This window comes from Bacteroidales bacterium (assembly GCA_016707785.1).
Lineage (GTDB): Bacteria > Bacteroidota > Bacteroidia > Bacteroidales > UBA4417 > UBA4417.
In genome coordinates this window covers 1-23,657 of record JADJGZ010000023.1, presented here as the reverse complement: position 1 = coordinate 23,657, position 23,657 = coordinate 1, and the positions used below count along the sequence as shown (strand labels likewise).

Genomic DNA, 23,657 nt, shown 5'->3' with positions numbered 1-23,657 from the left:
TGTAATTGAAATTATTGCCTCAATATGAGTTAATTATAGTTTCAGCCACTATCTTTTTCTGTTACTGTTTTTAATAAACTCAACAGTGAAATTGATGATAATGGTAAAGATGAACAGTACGATCCCAAGAGCAAAAAGGGCTTTAAAATGTAGGCCCCCGTATGGTGCTTCACCTAGTTCGGCAGCAATGGTAGCAGGTATTGTTCTTGCTGGGACGAGGAAAGAGTGAGGAATATTGGATGCATTACCTGTTACCATGAGTACTGCCATGGTCTCACCGATGGCTCTGCCAATTCCAAGAATGATGGCTGTTGAAATTCCGGATTTTGCATAAGGGATTACCACCCTGACCAATGTTTGCCAACGGGTAGCACCTAAGGCAAGACTTGCTTCCTTTAGTGATTGGGGAGTTGTACGTATTGAATCTTCGGTAATTGTGATGATAGTTGGCAAAGCCATGATACCCAGAACAATACTTCCTGCCAGCACTGTTTCTCCCACTTCAAGTTTGAAAATTTGCTGAACCAGTGGAACAATAATGATTAAACCGAAAAAGCCAAAAACAACAGAAGGAATTCCAGCCAATAGTTCAACCACAGGTTTCAATAAATTCCTGACCTTCATACTGGCTACTTCTGCCATATATAAAGCAGTTGCAATACCTAATGGTATGGCAAACAATAATGCTCCAAGAGTAACCATAAGAGTACCCACGATCATAGGCCAAATCCCATAACTAGGGATAGGTTCAGAAGTTGGATACCATTGTTGTCCGAATATGAAATCCCTGAGTGATATATCTTTTACTTTTATTGTATGCCCTCCAAAATTCTCAGGAAGATTTTTTTCGGAGATGTACATGATTGCACCAGGGTTTTTCCTGATAAAATCGTCAAACTTCATTGGAAGAAATTCAAGATTGGCACCAAGTTCTTCTTCTGAATAATATGTAGTGATGTCAGATGTAGTAAAGAGGATAATACTGTCATTGTTTCCACCAACATCCTTCCAGTTAGTGATATCCTGGTTAAAGATTAATTTTACCTGGGTGGCATTTAGTTCCTTGATAGGATTTACTTCACTAACTTCAATTACAAAATTAGTCTCGAGGGGTGATGCCTGAAAGATCCCAATCCCTTCCCTGAAGAGGAAAACAATGATCAGGATGACTGTTAATGAAGTAATGGTGCTGCTGGAAAAAAGCACTCCTTCAATAAAATGTTCAAATACTTTCCTAAATTTTTTTCATTCTGCATCCTTCTCGTTCATTCTATTCAACCTTAACAAATAAATTTACTCCTTTTCAGTTTTGTATATGAACTAATACAAAAAAAATCTGGTTTTATTCTTTCTAACTAATTGCCACATTTTGATAAGAATAAAAAAGGAAGGAGTATACAATTAGTAATTCCTTCCTTTCAAACCTCAATTTATAAGCTATTTTTATCACACATATTATTTAACCGGCACATAGCCTTCATCCAACACTATTTTTTGTCCTTCTGCAGAAAGTATGAAATTCAGGAAAGGCAGAATAGTCTTTTCAGTTTTTACCAGGTAATAATAGTAAAGAGGACGGGTAATAGGATACTTTTTACTCTTAGCATTTTCAACACTTGGTTTTACAAAAGTTTTGCCTTTATCATAGGAAACATCGATTGCTTTTACACTTTTTTCAAGGTAAGCTAATCCCACATAACCAATGGCTCCTTTAGTCTGGCTTACACTCTGCACAATTGCACCGGTGGCAGGCATTAACAAGGCAGATGATGCATAGTTTTTCTTATTCAGGACATGTTCTTTGAAAAATTCATAGGTACCAGAACTAGTTTCCCTTGAATACACAACAATCTTGAGGTCATCCCCTCCTACTTGCTTCCAGTTTGTAATTTTGCCAGTAAAAATCCCCTCCAATTGCTCGCGTGTTAGTTTCGCAACCTTATTTGAAGGATGAACGATAGCTGCCAGAGCATCATAAGCAATAATGGTTTCCTTGAAGGCTTTACCGGCATCATTCAGTTTCATTTTCTCATCAAGTTTTAAGCTTCTTGATGATTGTGCTATATCAGTAGTTCCGCTTAGTAAAGCTGAGATACCAACTCCCGAGCCACCACCCGTTACCATGATTGAAGCATTGGAGTTTTTCTTCATATATACTTCTGCTTCTTTTGTGTCAGAGGCAAAACAGTGTCACTGCCTTTTACCTTAAAACTCACCTTTTGAGCTTGAATGGAGGTTGCAAAAGCAACTACCATCATAAACAAGATTAAATTTTTCATCGTCATTTTTTTTACAAATTACCTTCTATTTTATTATTTCAATCTTAAGCCAATGTTAATTTTATATTAACTCTGACTAGAATTTATACTGGACTCTCAGCGTAAAAATATTATCTTTCAAGTCCTTCGAGTAATTATTTACAGAATTTGTGCCAGAGATACCTGTAGTTTCGTTCTTAACAATTTCATAATAAGCCATTAATTTCACCTGGCTATTAAAACGATAATTCCAACCTAATCCTATTGTGGTGTATTGGATATCAGCATTGCTAAGTCCTGTAGATTTCCCTGCATCCGATTTACTTTTGATTTCATTACCGGAAACCTTAGTATTGGGATCGAGCCAATCATATTTAAACACGAACTGGTGTTTTGACTGTCCGATGGATTGAATAAAATACACATATCCCCGGTGAATTGCCTGACATAAGTATCATAATCAGGAGCGGTTCCCGAGGCTATGCTGTTACTGCTGGTTTTTCCTCCTGGTTGGTCGCCCATCAGGTATTCAGCACGGATGGTTGAAATCCCTATTACAGAGAAAAGGCTGAGTTGAAGATCAACCCCGGTATATTGTCTTTTTGCAAACTCAAATTTGTTGGAACTGGTTGAATCCACTAAAAACCCTAATGTTGAACCGTCGGTCATTGTTCCCGGGGTATAAATGAATTTAGTACCCTGGAGAACGCTTCCATTGTAATAAGAAACACCCATGCCATATTTAAATGTTTCGGCGCGGTTTGCTTTTGAAAATCCCAATCTGCCGATGAAATCCTTTTTCTTATCAAATTCACTGTTGATTCCATTTCCTACGAATAAACCTGCATCCAGGCGGATAAAATCGAATCGGCTTCCTTTCATAGGCTGTAAAGTGATCTTAGCACCTAAATCACGTTCACCCGGGAAAAGTGTTTGGAATATCCTGGCACGCTCCGGTGTTTCGCGGGCACTGGAGGAATAAGTAATTTCATATCCAAACGGACGGTCGAAAACGCCTGCAGTTAAAGTAGCAAACTGGGCCCAGGGTTCGCGAACAGCAATATATGCATCTTTAATCGCAACTCCTTTTTCTGTTCCATCCAACTGTAATACATAGGTAGAGAATTCATTCTCATAGGAAAACTTTATTCTTCCTCTTCTAACCGCAAAGCGATTATCGCTATATTTTGGCATCGCACCACCCGAGAAAGCGGTAGAAGAACCGATTGTATCAGCAATTTGCCATTGTCCCTGGATATAACCGGTAATTTTCAATCGTTTCAGCATTTCCACATCTGACTTCACGGTCTCAATTTTCCCATTCAATGTATCAACAACCTCCGGAACGATAACTTCTTCCTGGGCTTTAAGGATCAATGAAGAGAATGAAAATAAGGTAGTTGCTACAATTAAAAGCAAGCTTTTCCTGCATAAAATATTCATACTATTGTTTTTTAGTGGTTTGACACTGCAAAGTAAAGTCGCCTATCTTACCTGTTAATTAATTTCGTATTACTATAATGTTAACTCCTTAAGGATATAGTAACAATTGCTTGATAATTGAAAAGCCACTTAAACTATGGGTATACGCTGATACCAGTTTAAGTGGCCGTTCATATCCTGAGAAGATCAGGAGTAAAAAAGTTCTATTGAGTTTTTAGCAGTTTGTAAGATTTCATTTTATTGCCGATTACAATTTGGGCGAGGTATATCCCGGGATTAAGAAAATCCACATTTAACGATTCATTTACCTGGTAATTGGATTTGCTGAGCCTTTGGATACCACTTACATCATATATGCGAATTTGATCAATTTGTTGCAGGCCCTCATCAGAATAGATTTGCAATTGATCTTTATCCATAAATACTCTAAGTGGAATACTTGAAAGTTCTTCCATACCAACCTCATAGAAGTGAATCACGAAACGGCCTGGTTCTGTAATACCATCTGAAACAAATATATAGGAATCGGAAGTTCGGATATTCATAAATGAACTCTCCACTTTATCTTCAAGAGTGAAACCCTGGTCGGGAAGAAAAGAGCCAAGTCCGCCAAATGAAATTTTATAAGTTCCGGGTACTGACAGCTTAAAGATGAGAGGAAGTGACTGGTATGAAGGCTGAGTGTTGATTGCAAGTTCGTTGTTATCAGATGAAAGCGTATAAACCTGGGGATATTGATCTTCTCCAAAAAATTTGAATGCATCAAATTGCGCATCGAAATTATTGGAGGCCTGACTGTTTATATTCACGAAAGTTTCATCAAAATGATCCGGGTCAGACTGTTTTTCTATTTTCACAGTGAAAAGATTCTCGACACTTTCGATCGATTTCTGGTAAGGAAGGTTGCTGTGTAACTTTGAATTTGCAGGAATTGTCAATGCAGCATTTTGTGAGTTACATCTTACAAAGAATCCTTGCATTGAAGGGATAACGCCATCAGTAAACGAACCAATCTGACCATTCCAGCATACATATTTATATCCATTCCATGCATAAATTGAGTAATCCAAATTATTTTTCACCCAATCTCCCTGATTCCAGGCTATCGCAGAAGGGAAAGGATTTCCAATCAGGTTCATTCCTTTCATTTTTCCTGCCAGAGGATTGGAAAAATCGAGGTTAGTGATCACCTTATTATTTACAGCAAAATCGCCTGAAAAATTCAAGGTTACTTCACCTGAGCCAGAGGCCCTGTATCCTGTACCTGTAATTAATTGAGTATTTGTGTTCAAAGGAGTCCAGTTGCCTCCATTTTCGAGGTATTCTTCGGTACCAACTCCGGCAAGAGTCCCGGCGGTTACACTCTCAACAGGCGAAGATATCAGATATTTTCGTCCTACTCCAAAATCCATGAATTGGTCAGCCTGAAAACTACCACTTCCAATCATTTCCCTGTTTACTATTAATGAGCCTGTTCCTGTTTCATTGGATGAAATTAGAAAATTGCCCTCATTATTAAAGGTACTGTCAATGGTGAGTGAAAAACCCGGAAGAACATTCAATTGAGTGTTGTTACTGACAGTGAGCGCCTTACATACGGCATTCGATTCTACCATAAGAGTGCCTGTTTCTAAAAGAGCAACTGTACCTTCACCAGGAATTCCGTTGCTCCAGTTAGCGGCTGTATTCCAGGAACCTACTCCATTCCATCTGGAGATGCCTGAACCTGAAGAGGGTGTAACCTGCCCATTTATGAATTGTACGCCTTCAATTTTGTTGTATGCATTGTCCAGGAACTCACATTTTTCAGGTATAAACTCTAATGTTGTGGTTCCACCTAAATATAGAAATGAAATTTCGAACAATATGGTATTGTCAGGTATACTCAATGGATTCAGGCCTGGTTCGATCCAGTTGGTGCTATATTCCACTTCAGTTATTCCATAAAACCATTGTTCAACCGGTACAAGGGTATTGAAATTCAGGGTTGAATCATAGGTCAGATAGCTGCTCGTATAGCTGATATGTAATTCCATTGCAGTTATGGGAATACCAGCAGTGGATGCATCAACGCCTGTGACAGAGATTGGCACATGAATGATGGTACCGGGATCAGCTTCAATAGTATTTCCGATTTTCACAGTAACCTGCGCCTGAATAAATGTGAACAAACTCAAGGCAAACAATAACAAACTCGTCTTTCTCATTTTATCTTCCATATTTAGTTTTTGTATACTCAAAAAGCTTTACCAAACACATAAAAAGTGTTTGGTAAAGCATCTTTCAATCTATGTTCAGCTTCGTTTAATTAGAACTCTCTTCTTTCTTGTTTAACAATTTAACTTTCCTGAAACCATAGCTAACAGCCAAAGTCATAAGGATAGCAATTCCACCATCGATGGGTGCATTTCCCGGTCCACCACCCATAGCTACACCACCATTATTTCCGGTATTTGGTGTTGGGGGTTGTGCTTGCACAGGCTCAAGTATCAGAGCAGCTGCAACCAGTACTATTGCCACTAATATATTTCTAGATATTTTTTTCATTGTAGTAAATCTTAGGTGTCGAACACTAAATTATTTAACCAGCACTTTTGTGATGAATGTATCTTCACCAGATATGATTTTCACGAGATAAACCCCATTTGCAGCATACCCCAGGTCAATAGTATTCAATGAATTGTCTGACAATTGCATTGAAGTAATTTTCTGGCCTGATACTGAATATACTTCAGCAACACCGCTAAGGTTTGAAACGATTATATTCTTACCATTGGCAAAAACACTGGAATTTGCTCCCTGATTGGATTCCAACCCTGTTGATTTTTCAAAACGGATTCTGAATCTTTCGGAATCACCTGTCATTGCTTCGAAAGTGTATTCAGGTGTGGATCTCAGATCAATGATACTGCCTGTTGAAAGATCTTCTATAAATAAGGCAACATCTGCACCGAATGAGGTTATATCTTCAGCTTTTAACTTATAAGTACCAGCCACTCCGATTTTAATACCAAGTGGGATATTCATATTGTAAACAATCTCTGGTTGAACATTTATTGAGAGATTGTCATCAGAAGTGGTTGAATAAATCTGAGGCACTTCTTCATTCATGCTCATTAGTTTATAGGCATCGAATTCAGTATCAAATTCAGAAGTTGAATTAGCGTCAAACATAATTACAGCTTCATCAGTGTATGAATTACCTTCAATACGCAACCTTAGAAGGTTAGCTATACTTTCTTTGTAGTAAGTCTGTGAATTATGAACAAGTGAAGCTTTAGGTATTACAATGTTTGGGCCTGATCCGTTGGCATGAACAAAGAAACCCTGCATTGCCGGAATATACTGAGTACCGCCGTTTGTGCCGGTAGTTCCATTCCATGATGCGTATGTTGTACCGTTATAATAGTAAACTGTAGCATCGATCTTGGTTTTAGTCCAACCTGTACCATTCCAGTTCAGAGAAGCCAGGTAAGGATTTCCTACCAAATTCCAGCCATTTGCAGAGGTATAAGAGGTTGTTGGATTATAACTGTTTCCTGCATTGAACCCTGGATTGTCAGTAATGGCGAAATTCAAGGTTTGATTCAGGTTATAATTTACTACATAACCATATCCTACCTGAATAGGTTCAGTAAACGAAACCAGGTTAACCCAGGCTCCTGTTGGTTCATTCCAACGGTATGCCCAACCTGAATTGGCAGGAACATACAAGGTATTTACTGTTGTACCCAGACGAAGAGGAGTTGAGATAAAATGGTTCTTACCACCGGCAATCCATCTTTTCACACTTCTTTGACCAGTAACATTGAGGGTACCATTGTTGATAAAGGAACCTGTGCGGGTATTGCTTGCATCTGAGTCCAGTGTAAAATTACCAGGAACTGATACTGTTACACCACTATTGATTGTTAAGGCTGCACCAGCATTTACAGTCAGGTTTTGGCAAATCATATTTGAATTATCCATGGTCACAGTACCGGTTCCAATAACTGCATTTGAACCTTGTCCAGGCAAACCATTGCTCCAATTGGCCACAGTAGTCCATGATTGAGCAGTTGCGCTGTTCCAGGTGGTAATAGCTGCAGGCGCTGGCAGGGCAACTGAGCCATTTGTCCAGGTAGCTGTTGCAATTACGTCGAAGTTAGCATCCATAAGTATGGTCTGATTTCCAACATTCATGAAATTAAGGGGAGATGTCCCACCTTGTTTTGCCATGAATTGAATTTCGAACAATACAGTACCATTAGGAATATTATAAGGAAGAAGTGTTGGTGAGCTCCAGAGCCCAACAAACTGATTACTTACACCATTGAAATTGCAATCGCCAACAGAGAAGCCAGAATACAGGTTTGTGTAACCAAAGTATTGGACAGCGCTGGTATAGGAGATATGCATCTCCAAACCAACTATACCGGTACCACCATTGGTGGCATCGCAACCAGTTACAGTTACTGGAACGGATATTACCTGTCCCTGGGTAGTACCATTTACAGTACCCACAGTAACTGAAGGCTGGGCTATAGCTGCAATCATGACTGAAAGCATGAAAGCACAAGTTATAAATATCTTTTTCATTGCTTTGGGTTTAAGGGTTTTCAGTCTGATTATTTAGCAGCAGGAACATAACTATTGTTTACATCACCACCACAAAGGGCTTTGATATTCTGAACAATGCCCGATCCTGATATAGTGACTGTAGGATTATCATATACATAATCTGAAACGGTCCATTGTGCAGGATTCAATAAGGCAATTTTCTGACGGAGATAAACAACGTCGGCAACAGTTACTGTTGAGCTCTTATTAACATCACCTGCTTTAAATTGCAAAGCAGTAGGAGTTAACTGACTTGCGATAAAACGGCGCAATTGGATAACGTCGGGAAGACCAACACCACCCCATGATTTAGTAGTATTTGCATCGAGGACATAAACACCATCAATGGTATTGAAAAGGAAGTTACCACTTGCATCGGTGGTAGCAGTCTCGAGTATAGTACCAGCCTGTGTTTTCAGATAAACAGTTGTTGAATTTAGTGGAGTACTGGCAGTATTATCGTAAGTTAAAGCACCTGTCACAGTCCTTGACCAGACTGAAGCGCCCCATACTGGTGAACTCGACAGAGGAAGGAAGTTTGGAGAAGTAAGGTTGAAACCATCAATAATCTGAAGGTCGGCAGCTGTTGTATAGGTTGCGTTGTTACGATCAGGTGAAGAAGTGCTTAGGAACCAATTCTGTTCGTCGGTTGCTGACCAGGTTTGACCTGAAGGAACAGCGAAATTGGTGGCCATCCCTGCGAGGAAAGAATTTTCAATTTGCAGATTGTTTGCGTTGGCATTAGCCATAGTGTTATTGCCATCAATATAAAGACCAACAGGCCATCCGAGGAAAATTGAATTATGTATGTCGATATTTGTATTTCTCCTAAGGTGCATACTACGTTTGTAGTTTGAGTTACAAGCGGCACCCACTGTTGGTTGAGGACCAAAACTGCTTACATTGCTAAAAGTAGGATTGGTTAAAGGAGTTAAAGCATCACCGGCAGCATTGTTATCAGACTCAAAGGAATTTGAACCAGAAATATCTGCAAGGTTAGGATCTCTAAGTGTAACAGCAAACTGCACTTTACCCCGAAAACCATTGTCAGTGTCAAAGTCGTCGTCAAGTCCGGCAAAAGCCACAAGATGTTTTGCATTTACAGTACCACCAAACCACTCGTAAGAATCATCATTTGAATAGGAAACCTGAACATAATCAATACTGGTGCCTGATCCAACTCCCCCCATCGTTAAACCATTTATCTCATTATTGGCAGCAAAGGCATAACCTGGATATTCAATTCGTACGTATTTTAATGAACCGGAGTTATCAGCATCGTTTGTACCTCCATATAATGACCCAACACCACCTTCGATTGTACCTTGACCACCGGTTAGGTTAACTGTTGCATTTCCGCAAAGGATTACACCGCCCCAATCACCATTGGCACGAGCACCAGCAGGCTCTCCGGAGGTAAAGATGATAGGTTCTGTGGCGGTTCCGATAGCATTCAGTTTACTACCACGTTCTATAATAAGGGCACTTCTGTTTGTTTTGTCGCCACGGAGAATTGTGCCCGGGTCAATTGTTAAGGTGGCATTATTCTTTACATAAATCCATCCGTCGATTTTATAGATGGTTTTTGCAGGAAGGAAGTTTGGAGCAGTAAGGTTAAAAGGATCTACAAGGGTAAGAGCAGCATTACCGGAAAGTACCTGGTTATGACGTGAAGGATCGTTATACCATGTTTGAGCTGCAGCAGCATTCCATGTTTGTCCAGAAGGCACATCAAAATTTGTGGTCATACCAGCCATGATGCAATTCTCCATTTGCAACAGATTGCTGTTGGCATTTGCCTGGGTATTATTTCCATCAATGTATAAACCAACCGGGAAACCGGAGAAAACAGAGTTGTAAACACATAATGTTGTATTTCTGCGCAGGTGTAAAGCCCTTTTAAAGTTTGAATTAAAAGGTGTTGAAGGAGTAGCTAATGGGCCGAAAATACTCACATTGGAGAAAATAGGGTGTGTACTTGGGGTATTTGTTGAACCTGAAGCATCGTTGTCGGACTCGAAACCATTTGAACCGGAGACATCAGCAACAGCAGGATCTCTGAGTGAAACTGCGAACTGAATTAATCCCTTGAAACCAAAATCTGTATCAAATTCATCATCCCAACCACGGAATGCGACAAGGTGTTTGCTGTTAACAGTTCCGCCAAACCATTCAAAAGAGTCGTCACCGCTATAGGAAACCTGAACATAATCAATAGTAGTACCACTGCCTACTCCACCCATTGTAAGACCATTAATTTCATTGTTAGCAGAAAAAGCAATACCCGGGAATTCAATACGTACATATTTAAGTGTCCCGGAATTGTCGGCATCATTTGGGGTTGAACCTCCTCCAAAGTAAGAACCAACTCCTCCTTCAATCTGAGCCTCACCACCTGCTGGGTTTATGGTAGCACGACCACATATAATAACACCACCCCAGTCGCCATAATTCCTGGCACCAGCAGCAGAATTGGAAGTGAATACAATAGGTTGAGCAGCTGTACCTTCGGCCATTAGTTTACCACCACGTTCTATAATCAACGCTCCCTGATTTGTGAGATCGCCCCTGATAATTGTACCTGGCTGAATGGTAAGAGTTGCTCCGGCGTCAACATACACCCATCCATTTAATAAATAGGTGTTTGTGTTAGTCCATGTAGTATTCGTTGTAATATGTCCGGCTGGAACAACAACGGTTGCTGAAGGGTAAACCGTTGATTGTGGGTTAAAGTTAGCCCAACCTTGTGTCCAGTCGTAAGTACCGAAAGCCCCAACAAAATTTACCTGCTCAAAAAAACTATTTGACAGGTTTGCATTTGAGAAAGAGGCATTACCCACCAAAGGAGAATTACTTGATGACCAACGGGTATCCGTTGTAATTTCGTTGGCAGCAACACCTGGTGTTGATGCTCCATTACCTATGGTAACAGTTGGTGTTGGGTAAATTGTCTGATTAGGATTGAAGTTTGACCAACCCTGTGTCCAGTCAGATTTACCAAAAGCGCCCACATAGTTTACTTTATCAAAGTAAGAATCTGTGATCTGGGCGGTTCCATACACACAGGCCCAAACGATGAGCACAAGAGAAAGAAGATTTTTTTTCATAATTTTTTTATTAGGGTTTAGGTATTGGTTTGGTGGCAAAAGTATACTCCGAGTATTACGAGAAAATGACAATATGTTATTGATTTGTTAAGCAATTACAAACGCAGAAATATATCCTCCAATAACTTCTCTGCTAGCCTGTAAAAAAGCCGGAAAGAATAATTGACGGAAGAAGGAGGTGTCTGTATTAATAATTAAGAATTAATAATTAGTTCATTCGATATTGACATGGCAGGAATAGATCAGAAGTAATTTCGCGTGCCTGTCTCTAAGGCAATCTTTCAGCTCCGTCCATAAATGATATAAAAAGAATGCCTGATAAAGGGCCATCAATTCTTAACTCACTCCACTTTTCCTATAAATAACTTAGCAATGAAAAATCCTGATAAGGAATTAAGACGGAATTTCAGAAGACACTACAGGCGAAAACGATGGCAAACACTTAAGAGGAAAGTGTTTTCGATATTTGGGACTAAAAAATCGTCAGCAAATTCAGCAGATTTCAAGCGTCCTATGAGAAATTTCGGGAATGAAGCAATCATAGTTAAAAGAAATCGCAACCAGGCATTTAGGAAGGCATTAATTTCGGTAATGAAGAGCTCAGATTTACGAAATCATTATATAAAATCACTTTACTTTTCCCTGTTAGCAGCTATTGTAAGCTTTATATTTCTCTATTCAGTGTACGAACTGACTACTATTTCAGTGGCTCGCCTTTTCTCAATTCCTATAGGCTGGAATGCCTTTCAGTTCACGTATCCATTAGCAACAGGCTCCCCTCTTTACACAAAGTATGCCCTGATAATTATTTTTCTATCGGGGCCCATTATTTGCCTGGTATTATCACTTGCATCCCGATCCCTCTTTCTTGGCTCATCAATAAAACATCATTTTACGCGATTGCTTTCACTCTGGATTTGCGTTCATGGGTTTAACCTGTTTTTTGGGTCTGTTATCGTTGGTATCATCACACGGACAGAAGCATTATATGCTACAATGTGGTTTTTCATGAGTAGCACTTATGATCTGGGTGAGATGATCCTGTTACTGATCAGTATTTTTATGCTTTTGATTTTTGGCTATTGGATAACTCCTTTGTTCCTTGCGACCTCAAAAATTGCATTTTCAATTCAGCCCGGCTATAGAATGATTACTCTCTTCATGGAAATAATAATTCCTTTTCTGATTGCTGAAGCAGTCCTGATTACAATTTCTTTTCCTTCTCTTTATCTGCCTTTTATCCTTAAAAATAGTTACTTCAGCCATCGTTGTAGTACCCATTGTATTTCGGTATGTAAGCATACCCAAAGAGATGCTATTCCGGTATGGCATCATGCAAAATGATTAATCATTATTAATATGCTCAGATCCAACTGATATGAACACTGTTGCTTCATAGGGCATAAGAACAAGTTTATCCATTAGCTCAATAATGCCTTGCTTTCGGTGGGAAGAGTGTAAAACCTGCATTTTTTGAGATGAAATTCCTATTTTTTTCTGAAACCGGGAAAAATTTAGAGTAATAAGAAATACTTCCTCTTCGGTTTTTCTGTAGTAAGCCATTATACTTTTATTCCCATTGATAGCAGGAATCCACTCCCCAAATTGAAGGCCTTTGTTATTCTTCCTTATTTTAATAGTTTCATATAAAAATTCAGCAAAGAATTATCATCTGCCAACTGATCCTGAATATTACGTGAAGGATAATCATTATTCACCGGAAGCCAGGGTTTCACTTCGCTAAACCCAGCAAAATCAAGGCTATTCCATTGCATAGGAGTGCGACTTTTATCTCTGCCACTATAAAAAGGCCAGTATCTTTTCCCCAGAGGGTCCATTAAGTTCTTGCGGTGAATCCTGGTGTTTCGCATGCCAATTTCATCCCCGTAATATAATACGGGTGTACCTTTTAAGGTCAGTAAAAGAGTAGCGATGATTTTCGCCTTTTTATCCCTGTTCCAGCCAAAACCAAAGCGGTTGATGTATCTTGATAAATCATGATTTGACATGACATAGCATGGCCAACCATCCTGTGGGATATTCTGAATCCATCTGTCAATGCATTTAAAGTACTGAACAGCGCTCCACCTGCGAAACATGATAGAGAAATCAAAGGCCAGGTGTAACAGTTGTTTTTACTTCCCAGGTAACTAGCCACCAGTGATGCATCGCCAGGGGGAGGAGTATATATTTCTCCAATAAGTAACCTATTCTCGTAATTATTAATTAGTTTACGTAGTTGAGCAACAATTTTGTAGGATTTGGGGCGATTACGGGTGTAGGATTTACTGTTTCTCCCTTTAAATAACGCCAGGAAAGGGGAATTCCTGAATTTTTTATCTTTAACAACAAGGTTGATCACATCTAATCGGAAACCATCCACACCCATATCCAGCCAGAAGCTAACCTGGTCGAAGAATGTTTGTTTCAACTCCTTATTTCTCCAGTTGAGATCGGGTTGGTTATTAAAAAAAGAGTGGTAATAATATTGTCTCCTTTGTGGATGGAAAGTCCATGCGGCACCTCCCGTTGCAGATTTCCAATTATTTGGTCTGGAATTCCCAGTCCCTGTATGCCAGATATACCAGTTGCTTTTAGGGTTATCAGGGAAGAGCTAGATTCCATGAACCAGGGATGTTGGTCGGAAGTGTGGTTCATAACAAGGTCCAGAACCACTTTTAATCCAGCTTTATGCGCCTTTTCCAGCACCTGAAGTCGTCCATGGTTCCGAATCTTGGATCAATAGAGCAAAAGTCAGATATATCATAACCAAAATCATTAAAAGGAGATTGGAAAATGGGTGAAAGCCAGATTGCATCAATACCCAGATTAACCAGGTAATCCAGGGAGTCTATGATACCTTGAAGATCACCAAATCCATCGTTATCTGAATCCTTGAAACTCAGAGGATATATATGGTAAATAATCCCATGTTTCCACCAAACCCAATCTTTATTCGAAAGCTGGGATACCATAATAAGAGTTGTCTGATTTTATCAATCCGACATCAATCATAAGTTTATCCATGATTTGAGTGGAGCTATAATCTTTTGACCTTTCCAAAGCGGATTTCCTGAGATTGGCGTGTATTTCAGGTTGCCGGAGGTATTCAGCAATCGCATTTATAAATCCATGCGTAGTTCTGACCAGGAATCCATTCACTCCATGCGTTAAAATATCTTTTGGACCTTTAGTATTATAGGCTACAACCGGTAATTCACAACTCAGTGCTTCCAGAACTACACAACTAAATGTATCAAATTTTGAAGGCAGCAGTAGCAAGTCAGAACAGGAATATATTTTCGCCAGGGATTCATGATCTTTCCAACCATAGAATCCTGCATCGGGAATTTTTACTTTCAATTCTTCTTCAGCAGGCCCTGTGCCTACAATGATCAATTTAAGGAATGGAAACTCCTGCTTAAGTGTTTCAAAAATCTCTGGTAACTCGAGTACACCTTTTTCTTTACTAAGTCTCCCTGCATATAAAAGGACTTTTGATTCCGGCTCCAATAACAGCGTTTCTGCTTTTGAAACATCCCTTTTATAGAAGCATGGTTCAGCCCACTGTGCCGTATTACAAACAGACGACTCTCTGAACTCCATCTTTTCCAGTAAGCCATAGTTTTTGATCAGTATTCAAAACAAATAGTTTATCGAATAATTTGTAATATGCTCTTATAATTCTTTTTACACGATCATTACTTGCTTTATCGAGAGTGAGTACCTTTTTCACAAACGTAATCCAATCTGTGTGAATGTAAAAAAATGCCGGAATGGTATAAGCATATTTCAGGTATAAGGCTGCAAGTCCCATTACTCCTTCGGTTGAGCACATTACCCTATCATATTCTCCTTTTTGGAATACAGTATTCAATTCAAGGAAATTGGGTATCCTGAATGGTTGTTGTTTATAGAAAGGTAAAACGAATTCGTTAATAGGTTTGATTACTACCAGGTGATCCTCTGATTTAACGTGGTTGCTGCAAACGAGGATATCGATGGGAAGGTTGTTAAGCTGTATATGTTTTAGGATGGATTTGAGAACAGTTGAAACCCCGTTTGCATCATCATAGGTATCAGTAAGCCATAACATACGTTTGGGATGCTTCAATTTTCCTAGAGCTTCGGAAAAATCGTTCATGAGTTCCCTTGATTTGTATAATACATGGGAGCTGGTAAAATGAGCGCTAAGGATAACTGTAGAAGCCAGGAAAGGAAATGAGAGTCCATCAAGGAAAGATGCAATATCCGGTACTTTCATGGAGGAATCGGCAAACGTGGTTGTTTTTTTACCATCATTTAGAAATGATCGCAGTTCACTTGGCAATTCAAGTTTTTCCAGTAATCCGGCCAGGTCAATATCCTGAAGTTTATGTTCTTTGCCAAGTACCTGCAGTTTGATTGAAAGCCGGTCACTTAAAACTTTCATCAGGTTGCTGAAGATTGCAGAAATTGACTCCTGGTAAACAGAGGCCAGTTCAGTTTTCTGTTCATTATAATGATGAGCAATTCCGGTTACTTCATCAAATACAGGTTTGTAAACCTTAGGGACAAACCAGCGCTTTGTAAAATGCGGAGCCTGGCCCGTCAAACTCTCATGGAATAACTGGATAAAGTTCATGGTAACCTTATGTCTCCGAAGTTCAGCAAAACCATTTGAAACCAGCATAGCAATCATTTTCTGATTCAGCGAGCCTTTATGGAGAATCAATCTCATCAGTCCGGGATCTTTTCCATTTAGTGCAATCTGGCTAAAATAGTCCAGGAAAGTAACTGTCATTCTTTCACTATGATGGTGATTTCCATATGGAGCCATCCTTCCTTCCCTTATAGCCTCCAGACAAAGGCTGGATAAGGGCTCTGATTTCTTTCTTTCAGATAACCCCGGAACGTATAACCTTGTTCCGGTCATACCACAAAAAATTCCCATATGGCTATCAGATCCACCAGAGTAGCTCTTTTTTATTGGGTTTCTGCAGTATTGCTCAGGGTTAATGCCAAACGATTGTGAGAGTTTTTGAAGTTTATCTTCATTAAGTGTATCAATCCAATGTTTGACCAATAAGTTCTGCCAGGTATCCCTCTGTCCGTTCAGTACTTCAAATCGCTCAAATAGTAAGGCTAATTTGTCAAAAAATACCAGTGGTGGACTTCCTGAGGATTTATAATAATATAAAGGGTGTGCCCATGTTGTGGGAATATTTTCTGCAGCGGTATATTCGAGAAAACTATAAAGGTTTTTCCTGAGTTTATTAAGTTTCAATTCCTGGTCAGGAGAAAACCCATAAGTAAGAACATGGATCCCTGTATCAAAATCGGGAACAGTACAACTAAACTCCGCTCCAACCAAAACATCTAATCCTTTATCCAACAATTCGAAGCAAGACCTCGCATTATTATGATTTGTAATTGTAAATGCGTCTGAACCATTCCTCGCAAGGCTTTGGATTAATTTATCTGTTGGAAGCCAGGTTTCTGGCACATTTAATATTCTTCCTAGTAACTCATCAGGTATATTACTGTTATAATCATGGCAATGCAGATCAATATGAACTTCTTCATGCTTAGGAAAAATGAATTGCTCCGATTCCAGAAACAGAGTAAGTTCAGAAGCTAAAGTTTGATTAAATTGGTTGTCCAAAGCAAGTACAATTAGATCGTTGGTTAAGCTGTAATAACGAGTGAGTACCCTACTCCTTTCCTGGTGTGTATAAGCTCCTTCCCTATTTTACTTCGCAGCTTTGCAATATAAACATCAAGTATCCGGTCATCTTCATTTTCCTTACCATTCCATATATGATCTATGATTTCTTTCCTGGTGAATAATTTGCCTGGTTTACTGGCAAACAACAGCAATAAATCAAATTCTCTTTTAGCTAATTCAATTGAAATACCGGCTTTAGTAACCGAATAGCTTTCAAGGTCAATGGAAAGGTTGTCGAAATCCAGAATATTTCTTGTAGTGTGACCATTGACTATGGTCTTCACAACATTATGAATAGCTCTTTCCATCAATTCCGGCATAACCGGTTTCTGCAGGATTTCATCAACAAAAGCTTTCAATACCGAATGATTTAAACTCTCTTCATTTACCGAAGTATGTAATATGGTTGCTACATTCTTCAGAAGCATACTGGTTTTAATTTGCTTACATACTTTCAGCCCTAGTTGTTCAGTATTCATCAAATCAAGGATGATAACATCGGGATGAAAAACCATTGCTTTATTCCAGGCATCTATCCCATTACTTGAGGTTTTTACTTCAAAACCAGAATTCTCAAGATGTTTTGCATAGAAAAACATAATTTCCAGATCAAAATCAGCTAGCAGTATTCTATATTTATTCACGTTTGCCATTTTTACACTTTAACAGGATACAAACATCCTAATCAATTGTAAATTATTTGTTAAGAAGATATTAAGAAATATTTTTTGACCATTATTCATCCCTGCAATCAAAATTTTAATTTTTAGCCTCAAAGGATAAGGGGATTGATTACACGTTCCTTGATGGTATCAAAAAGTTTAGAAACTTCTATCAGCAAGCCCAAATATTCTAAAAAGTGAATTAATTATTAATTAATAATCCGGTAATATGCATCCGGTTTTGCGGACTTACTTTTGTTGAAAATCCAAAAAAATGAGAAAACTCAGCATTATTTCTATGATTATATGTGGTTTGCTCGCTCTCAGCACCTCGATGAGTAATGCAACCAATGAACCAACCAATAATCCATCTACAGCACAGACTACCCTGAGTGGAAAAGTATTAGATTCCAGGTCAGGTGAATCGCTTGCCGGTGTAGAAGTAACTATAATGAACACTACGATTAAAACTTATACAGATCTGGATGGCAATTTCAATTTTAATAACCTGCCAACAGGCACTTATGATGTAGTTTTATCAATGATTTCATATGATAAAAGCCTGTTAGATGACATCAAAATTGAAAAAGGAAAAAATACAGCTGTTGATATTAAATTGAAATCAGCTAAATAAGCTTCCATATCATCATTTCATGATGCTTAGCTGCCAATCAGGCAGCTTTTTTTTGTCCCATTCAAGTTCCTTATACCTTTCAAACATATCAAGTTTATTGGAAAATTTTCTTAATCTGATAGAAGCTAATTAATACTGAATCTGCGATGATAATGCTTCCCATTATCATCGCAGATTATATAATCACATTGCTTTCAGATTTGATGCCTTCGCAACATGAATTTGTTGCGTTATAAATGACAATAATGTTCTATTCGGAAATCAATACTACTATTATATTTAGTTTAAAATGACGAAAATGAATTGAATAATATCCTGAATTATAGTGATTTTGACCTTTGCCCCGAAGGGGAGCCTTTGGCTCATTTTCACATTTAACTCATCACTAGTATTGGCGCTCCATGACTATTTTACCTTCTTCATCCCATATCATCCATTTACCTACTTTCTCTCCATTGCTATAGTACATTTCATAAAGTAACTTACCCTTATCACTCCAGATATGCCAGATTCCATTCTTAAGACCATGTCTGTAATTGGCTTCTGATACTTTTACACCTTCTCCATTATACACATACCAATTCCCATGTTTCTGGCCCTCAAGGTAAGACCGTTGTTCATTAATTTTGCCATTTTCAAAGTATTGTTCTGTAATACCATCATCAAGTCCATTCAGGATATTCTGTTTAAGTTTGATATTCTTGTTGGGCCAATATTCAATATATGTACCACTATATAACATCCCTTCCATATAATAATACCCTTCAACATTTTCAAGCATTTGTGCCTTGACTCCCAATGTGACTGCAACCAACATTATTATGAATAACAATTTCTTCATCTTCTCTTTTTATTAAATTTTGATTTTTGGAGGATTCGTCTGTCTACAGATTTAAGGTAAAAGTATCCACTGCCAGAGTACTATTCATTAAGAAGATATTGTATTAATATTAAGAATTCGATTCAACAAAATGGTTAACAATATGAATATAGACACTTAATACAGTGCTAACATAGTTGGAAAATGCTGAATATATCTTTGCTGCAAAATAAGAATTTGTGGGAAAAAGAACCATTATTACGATTATTCAACTGCTATTCATACAGTTCACTTTATCTTTTGCTCAAGGCACTATCCAGGGCACAGTAAAGGACATCAAAACTAATGAAACCATTCCAGGGGCCAATGTTATTATAGTTGGTACTCAAACCGGTGCAACCACTGACCTCGATGGGAATTTTACCATTCCGAATCTGAAAGCCGGAGCCTATTCTGTAGCGATCTCCTATATCTCTTACAGGACAGATACAATAAGAGGTATAAAAGTTCAGAATGGCAAGGTTGTAGTGATTGATCATTTTTTGCAGCAGGTAACTCAAGTACTTGGAGGTGTGACGGTTGTTGAAAGAAGAAGAACGAATACTGATGTTTCTATCATCAGTTCAATCAAACAAAGTAACCTCATTGTTTCAGGAATTTCTTCACAGCAAATACAGCGATCGCAGGACAAAGATGCTTCTGAGGTTATTAGAAGGGTGCCCGGGATCACCATTATGGATAACCGATTTGTTGTGGTTCGTGGTTTAATTGAACGGTATAATTCTGTGTGGTTGAATAATTCTTCCACCCCTTCTACTGAAACTGATCAAAGGGCATTTTCATTTGATGTAATACCCAGCAATTTGATTAATAATATACTAGTGTATAAAACACCGGCGCCTGAATTACCAGCTGATTTCGCCGGAGCAGCGATCCAGATTTTCACAAAGAATTTACCAGAAAAGAACAATATATCATTTGGATATTCAGCTACTTATAACCAGGGAACTACTTTCAAGGATTTTGAAAAATACAAAGGAAGTAAAACAGATTGGCTGGGCTTTGACAATGGCATGCGATCATTACCGGGCAATATCCCTTCCACAGAAGAGATGATTCAAATCCAGAGCTACAACTCCGGCACTTTAGAGGAGCAAGCAGCCAAGAAAGCCCGTATGCTTGAAATTGCTAAATCATTCAGCACGGTATCCTCTACATCGCAAATAAAAGCTCCATTCGACAATAGGTTCAATGTTGATATCTCCCGACTATTCAATCTTAAAACAATAAAAGTCGGGAATATTACAGCTCTTAGTTATAAAACTTCCTATGATTCAGAAAGAATTGAACGTTCTTCTGTTGAATCCTATGGAACCACTAATGAAGGAGTGACCTATTCAAAGAATTATTCTGATGATCAATACAGTCATTCCATTGAAATTGGGGGCCTGCATAACTGGTCAGTATCCTTTGGTAAAAACATCATTGAATTCAGGAATCTACTGAACCAAAAAGGAAAATCCACGACAACGATCCGAAATGGACTGGATCACTACAGAGATGACAACAAAATCTTCAAAACTCAATTAGGGTATGTAAGCAAGACTATATATTCAGGCAACCTGGGAGGTGAGCATAAATTTGGAGATGATGTCTCAACCTTCACCTGGAATGCAGGGTATTCGTATGCAAACCGGGTGGAACCCGATGTAAGACTGATAACCTATTATTCAACAAAAACATCTGATACTTCCTATTATCCCAATCAGTTGGAATATTCATTTAATCCAAATTCTGATGCCAATGCCAGATTATTTTCGAGAGTACAGGAACATATTGTTAACCTGAATCTCAACTATAATCATAAAATTGAGATAGGGAACTTCACCTTGGAAATTAAAATCGGGTCATTCATTGAAAACCGTAAGCGTGATTTCTACATAAGACCTTTTGGCATTGTATGGGCTAAACCAGGGGTATTCAATCAGACCATACTCATGCAACCTATTGATAGTGTATATAATATATCAAATTTCAATTTTACTGACGGAGTGATGTATAAAGAAGTTTATAACTCCAGGTACAGGTATAAAGCCAACAACAGTCTTGTTGCAGGGTATATATCATTAAAAATCCCTGTTACCAGTTTCATCAATGTATATGCCGGTGTAAGAGCGGAAAAGTATCACCTGGTTTTATCCGGATTCCAATCAAAAAATGATTCATTGACACCCAATATTACCTCCGATACCTTGAATTTCTTTCCATCAGCCAGCATGACCATCAACCTCTCCAAGAAGGTCTTATTCAGGCTGGCTTATGGCAAAACCATCAACCGCCCGGAGTTCAGGGAAATGGCGCCATTTGCTTTTTATGATTTCCAGGAAAATGTGGTGGTTTATGGAAACGATACGATCAAATCCTGTTATATAAATAATTATGACGCCCGCCTTGAATGGTATCCCAGTCCGGGTGAAATGATCTCCATTGGTGGATTTTATAAAGAATTTCAAAACCCGATTGAAGCCACCTGGACACCAGCTTCAAGCGGTGAATGGGACCTACGTTACATTAATGCAATCAGGGCAAAAAGCATTGGATTTGAACTGGACATCAGAAAGAGCCTCAGCTTCCTGGGAACCAATAATAACTTCTTTAAAATATTAAGAAATTTTACCCTCGTTGCTAATGCGTCACTCATTCATTGCAAGGTTGAAACAGATCTGGACTTTGTACGCGACAATAACAGGCCTATGTATGGGCAATCACCTTTCATCATCAATACAGGTATTTACTATCAGAATGAGAGTGGCGACCTAGCGCTTAGTGTGCTTTACAATATTTTCGGTAAAAGAATTATAGGGATTGGAACACCTGAAAAGCCCAATTCTTATGAAATGCCCAGACATAATCTGGACTTTACACTCATCAAAAAAGTGGGTAAATCTCTTCAGATTAAAATAGGTGCAAAAGATTTGCTGGATTCAGAATATCTAACCCAGCAGGTGATGACCTCAGAAACATTAACTGAGGATGCCAAAATCAAAGTCAAATCATTCTATCCCGGAAGAAGTTTCTCAGTGGGCCTCTCCTACTCCCTTTAACCCAAAAACCCAAAAACCCATATTCCCATGAAAAAATCTTTCTTTACTCTTTTATTTTTGGCAATGGCGATTTCAGTTTTCAGCCAGATTACTGTTTCGCTGCCAACACTTACCCCAACACCAGGCTCAATTATCACGGTTCCTGTAACACTCTCAGGAGCAAGTGTATCAGACACTCTATAAGCGCGGCTGACATCAGGTTTACCTTTTGATCCTTCCGTATTAAGCTTTATAGAATTCAGTAATTTTTACTCTGCAATGCCTCCAGCCAGTGGTTTTACTCAGGAAACAATACTTCAGGGCTTATTTCAGCCAACTGGATAGAACCCTAATCTAGCACATTAGAAGTTCCGGACAATACTGTTTTGTATGAAGTCAGTTTCACCTATTTGGGAGGAAGTAGTAATCTGGGCATCTCTTTTGCGGAATTCCTTGATGCCAGCTATAATCAACTGCAGGAAACATCCTTCAAAACGGAAGCGTTTCTCCTTTTGTTCAAGCAGTTATTACCTTAACCCCCCTACATTAACCTCCACACCAGGTTCAACTTTTAATGTTCCCGTTTTACTATCCGGAGCAAACGATTCAGGCACTCCCATAGTAGCTTCTGATATTCGTTTCTCTTATGATCCTTCAGTACTAACCTTCACCGGTTTTACCAATTTTTATTCAGAAATGCCCTCCAGTGAATGGTTTTATTCAGGAAATAATACCACAGGATTAATCTCAGCGAACTGGATTGAGACAAGTCTGCTTCCTTTAAGCATACCCAACAACACCGTTTTATACGAGGTTACCTTCATTTACAATGGAGGCTGCAGCAACCTGGATGTAACATTCACCGAATTCCTCGATGAAACATTTGAACCTGTTACTAATAATATTAATCAGAACGGAAGTGTAACAGCTACTGATAAAAACCTAAATGTCAGGTTATTCCTGGAGAGTTTATATGCAGGCGGTAGCACAATGAACCCGGCACAGGGTTTGTCAGGTCCTGAATGGGGAGCAGGTATTGCGGACCATATTACCATTGAATTACATGAAAGTGCTTCACCTGAAATTACTGCCTATTCATTTACAGATATTGAGCTAGCTATTGATGGTTCAGCTATCATACCCATGCCCGTTGGATTGGCCGGCTCTTATTATATTGTGGTTATTCATAGAAACAGTATCGAAACCTGAGTGCTTCACCGGAGTAATTGATGGTAACTGTCCTCCCTCTTATGATTTTACAAGCAATGCAGAACAGTCCTTTGGCGATAATCTCAAAAATGTTGGAGGAGTTTATATTCTTGGGGTGCAGATGCTACCCAGGAT

Annotated in this window: 17 protein-coding genes and 2 pseudogenes; 5 read left to right on the top strand and 14 right to left on the bottom strand. The window is 38.8% G+C overall.

The window, feature by feature from the left end:
• Positions 1–48: 48 nt before the first annotated feature.
• The 7 genes and pseudogenes from pstC to IPH84_13265 form a co-directional block, all read right to left on the bottom strand.
• Complete coding sequence (gene pstC / locus IPH84_13295) at positions 49–1,215, bottom strand: phosphate ABC transporter permease subunit PstC (protein ID MBK7174176.1); 1,167 nt, start codon at positions 1,213–1,215, stop codon at positions 49–51.
• Between the two features lie 240 nt (positions 1,216–1,455).
• Positions 1,456–2,279, bottom strand: a pseudogene (locus IPH84_13290) (phosphate ABC transporter substrate-binding protein).
• A 240-nt stretch (positions 2,280–2,519) separates the two neighbouring features.
• Positions 2,520–3,701: a hypothetical protein gene (locus IPH84_13285; protein ID MBK7174175.1), complete on the bottom strand. Its 1,182-nt coding sequence runs from the start codon at positions 3,699–3,701 to the stop codon at positions 2,520–2,522.
• Between the two features lie 203 nt (positions 3,702–3,904).
• Entirely contained in the window at positions 3,905–5,908 is a 2,004-nt protein-coding gene (locus tag IPH84_13280; protein MBK7174174.1) for a T9SS type A sorting domain-containing protein, read from the bottom strand.
• Positions 5,909–6,005: 97 nt separating this feature from the next.
• Positions 6,006–6,227, bottom strand: coding sequence for a hypothetical protein (locus tag IPH84_13275; protein MBK7174173.1), 222 nt, complete (start codon positions 6,225–6,227; stop codon positions 6,006–6,008).
• A 51-nt stretch (positions 6,228–6,278) separates the two neighbouring features.
• Positions 6,279–8,279, bottom strand: coding sequence for a T9SS type A sorting domain-containing protein (locus IPH84_13270; GenBank protein MBK7174172.1), 2,001 nt, complete (start codon positions 8,277–8,279; stop codon positions 6,279–6,281).
• A gap of 29 nt (positions 8,280–8,308) precedes the next feature.
• On the bottom strand, positions 8,309–11,407 hold the full coding sequence (locus tag IPH84_13265; protein MBK7174171.1) for a dockerin type I repeat-containing protein: 3,099 nt from the start codon (positions 11,405–11,407) through the stop codon (positions 8,309–8,311).
• Between the two features lie 372 nt (positions 11,408–11,779).
• Here IPH84_13265 and IPH84_13260 point away from each other — a divergent pair, with 372 nt between their 5' ends.
• The gene (locus IPH84_13260; GenBank protein ID MBK7174170.1) at positions 11,780–12,751 is read left to right on the top strand and encodes a hypothetical protein; all 972 of its coding nucleotides are present in this window, start codon (positions 11,780–11,782) and stop codon (positions 12,749–12,751) included.
• A 284-nt stretch (positions 12,752–13,035) separates the two neighbouring features.
• Here IPH84_13260 and IPH84_13255 read toward each other — a convergent pair whose 3' ends face one another.
• The 6 genes and pseudogenes from IPH84_13255 to IPH84_13230 form a co-directional block, all read right to left on the bottom strand.
• Positions 13,036–13,506 (bottom strand): hypothetical protein, encoded by a 471-nt coding sequence (locus IPH84_13255; GenBank protein MBK7174169.1) that lies wholly within the window; start codon positions 13,504–13,506, stop codon positions 13,036–13,038.
• Positions 13,507–13,589: 83 nt separating this feature from the next.
• Positions 13,590–13,988: pseudogene (locus IPH84_13250) on the bottom strand (hypothetical protein).
• A gap of 97 nt (positions 13,989–14,085) precedes the next feature.
• Complete coding sequence (locus IPH84_13245) at positions 14,086–14,382, bottom strand: hypothetical protein (GenBank protein ID MBK7174168.1); 297 nt, start codon at positions 14,380–14,382, stop codon at positions 14,086–14,088.
• The gene (locus IPH84_13240; GenBank protein MBK7174167.1) at positions 14,360–15,013 is read right to left on the bottom strand and encodes a glycosyltransferase; all 654 of its coding nucleotides are present in this window, start codon (positions 15,011–15,013) and stop codon (positions 14,360–14,362) included. The genes IPH84_13245 and IPH84_13240 overlap by 23 nt, the downstream gene beginning before the upstream one ends.
• Positions 14,985–17,051: a glycosyltransferase gene (locus IPH84_13235; protein MBK7174166.1), complete on the bottom strand. Its 2,067-nt coding sequence runs from the start codon at positions 17,049–17,051 to the stop codon at positions 14,985–14,987. The genes IPH84_13240 and IPH84_13235 overlap by 29 nt, the downstream gene beginning before the upstream one ends.
• Positions 17,052–17,074: 23 nt before the next feature.
• The gene (locus IPH84_13230) at positions 17,075–17,758 is read right to left on the bottom strand and encodes a response regulator transcription factor (GenBank protein ID MBK7174165.1); all 684 of its coding nucleotides are present in this window, start codon (positions 17,756–17,758) and stop codon (positions 17,075–17,077) included.
• A gap of 292 nt (positions 17,759–18,050) precedes the next feature.
• On the opposite strand from IPH84_13230, the gene IPH84_13225 reads away from it, so the two are divergent.
• Positions 18,051–18,410 (top strand): carboxypeptidase-like regulatory domain-containing protein, encoded by a 360-nt coding sequence (locus tag IPH84_13225; GenBank protein MBK7174164.1) that lies wholly within the window; start codon positions 18,051–18,053, stop codon positions 18,408–18,410.
• 385 nt (positions 18,411–18,795) lie between these two features.
• Here IPH84_13225 and IPH84_13220 read toward each other — a convergent pair whose 3' ends face one another.
• Entirely contained in the window at positions 18,796–19,251 is a 456-nt protein-coding gene (locus IPH84_13220) for a toxin-antitoxin system YwqK family antitoxin (protein MBK7174163.1), read from the bottom strand.
• Positions 19,252–19,469: 218 nt separating this feature from the next.
• On the opposite strand from IPH84_13220, the gene IPH84_13215 reads away from it, so the two are divergent.
• From IPH84_13215 to IPH84_13205, 3 genes are all read left to right on the top strand, one after another.
• A complete protein-coding gene (locus IPH84_13215; protein MBK7174162.1) occupies positions 19,470–22,334 on the top strand; it encodes a carboxypeptidase-like regulatory domain-containing protein in 2,865 nt (954 codons plus the stop codon).
• A 27-nt stretch (positions 22,335–22,361) separates the two neighbouring features.
• On the top strand, positions 22,362–22,517 hold the full coding sequence (locus IPH84_13210) for a hypothetical protein (GenBank protein MBK7174161.1): 156 nt from the start codon (positions 22,362–22,364) through the stop codon (positions 22,515–22,517).
• Between the two features lie 186 nt (positions 22,518–22,703).
• A complete protein-coding gene (locus tag IPH84_13205; protein MBK7174160.1) occupies positions 22,704–23,522 on the top strand; it encodes a hypothetical protein in 819 nt (272 codons plus the stop codon).
• The last annotated feature ends 135 nt before the right edge of the window (positions 23,523–23,657 follow it).

Coding starts and splice junctions, on each gene's coding strand:
- IPH84_13265 (MBK7174171.1), bottom strand. CDS start 11,407: ATGAAAAAAAATCTTCTTTCTCTTGTGCTCATCGTTTGGGCCTGTGTG.
- IPH84_13210 (MBK7174161.1), top strand. CDS start 22,362: ATGAAAAAATCTTTCTTTACTCTTTTATTTTTGGCAATGGCGATTTCA.
- IPH84_13225 (MBK7174164.1), top strand. CDS start 18,051: ATGAGAAAACTCAGCATTATTTCTATGATTATATGTGGTTTGCTCGCT.
- IPH84_13260 (MBK7174170.1), top strand. CDS start 11,780: ATGAAAAATCCTGATAAGGAATTAAGACGGAATTTCAGAAGACACTAC.
- IPH84_13245 (MBK7174168.1), bottom strand. CDS start 14,382: ATGGTATCCCAGCTTTCGAATAAAGATTGGGTTTGGTGGAAACATGGG.
- IPH84_13220 (MBK7174163.1), bottom strand. CDS start 19,251: ATGAAGAAATTGTTATTCATAATAATGTTGGTTGCAGTCACATTGGGA.
- IPH84_13280 (MBK7174174.1), bottom strand. CDS start 5,908: ATGAGAAAGACGAGTTTGTTATTGTTTGCCTTGAGTTTGTTCACATTT.
- IPH84_13285 (MBK7174175.1), bottom strand. CDS start 3,701: ATGAATATTTTATGCAGGAAAAGCTTGCTTTTAATTGTAGCAACTACC.
- IPH84_13270 (MBK7174172.1), bottom strand. CDS start 8,279: ATGAAAAAGATATTTATAACTTGTGCTTTCATGCTTTCAGTCATGATT.
- IPH84_13240 (MBK7174167.1), bottom strand. CDS start 15,013: ATGGAGTTCAGAGAGTCGTCTGTTTGTAATACGGCACAGTGGGCTGAA.
- IPH84_13255 (MBK7174169.1), bottom strand. CDS start 13,506: ATGTTTCGCAGGTGGAGCGCTGTTCAGTACTTTAAATGCATTGACAGA.
- IPH84_13205 (MBK7174160.1), top strand. CDS start 22,704: ATGAAGTCAGTTTCACCTATTTGGGAGGAAGTAGTAATCTGGGCATCT.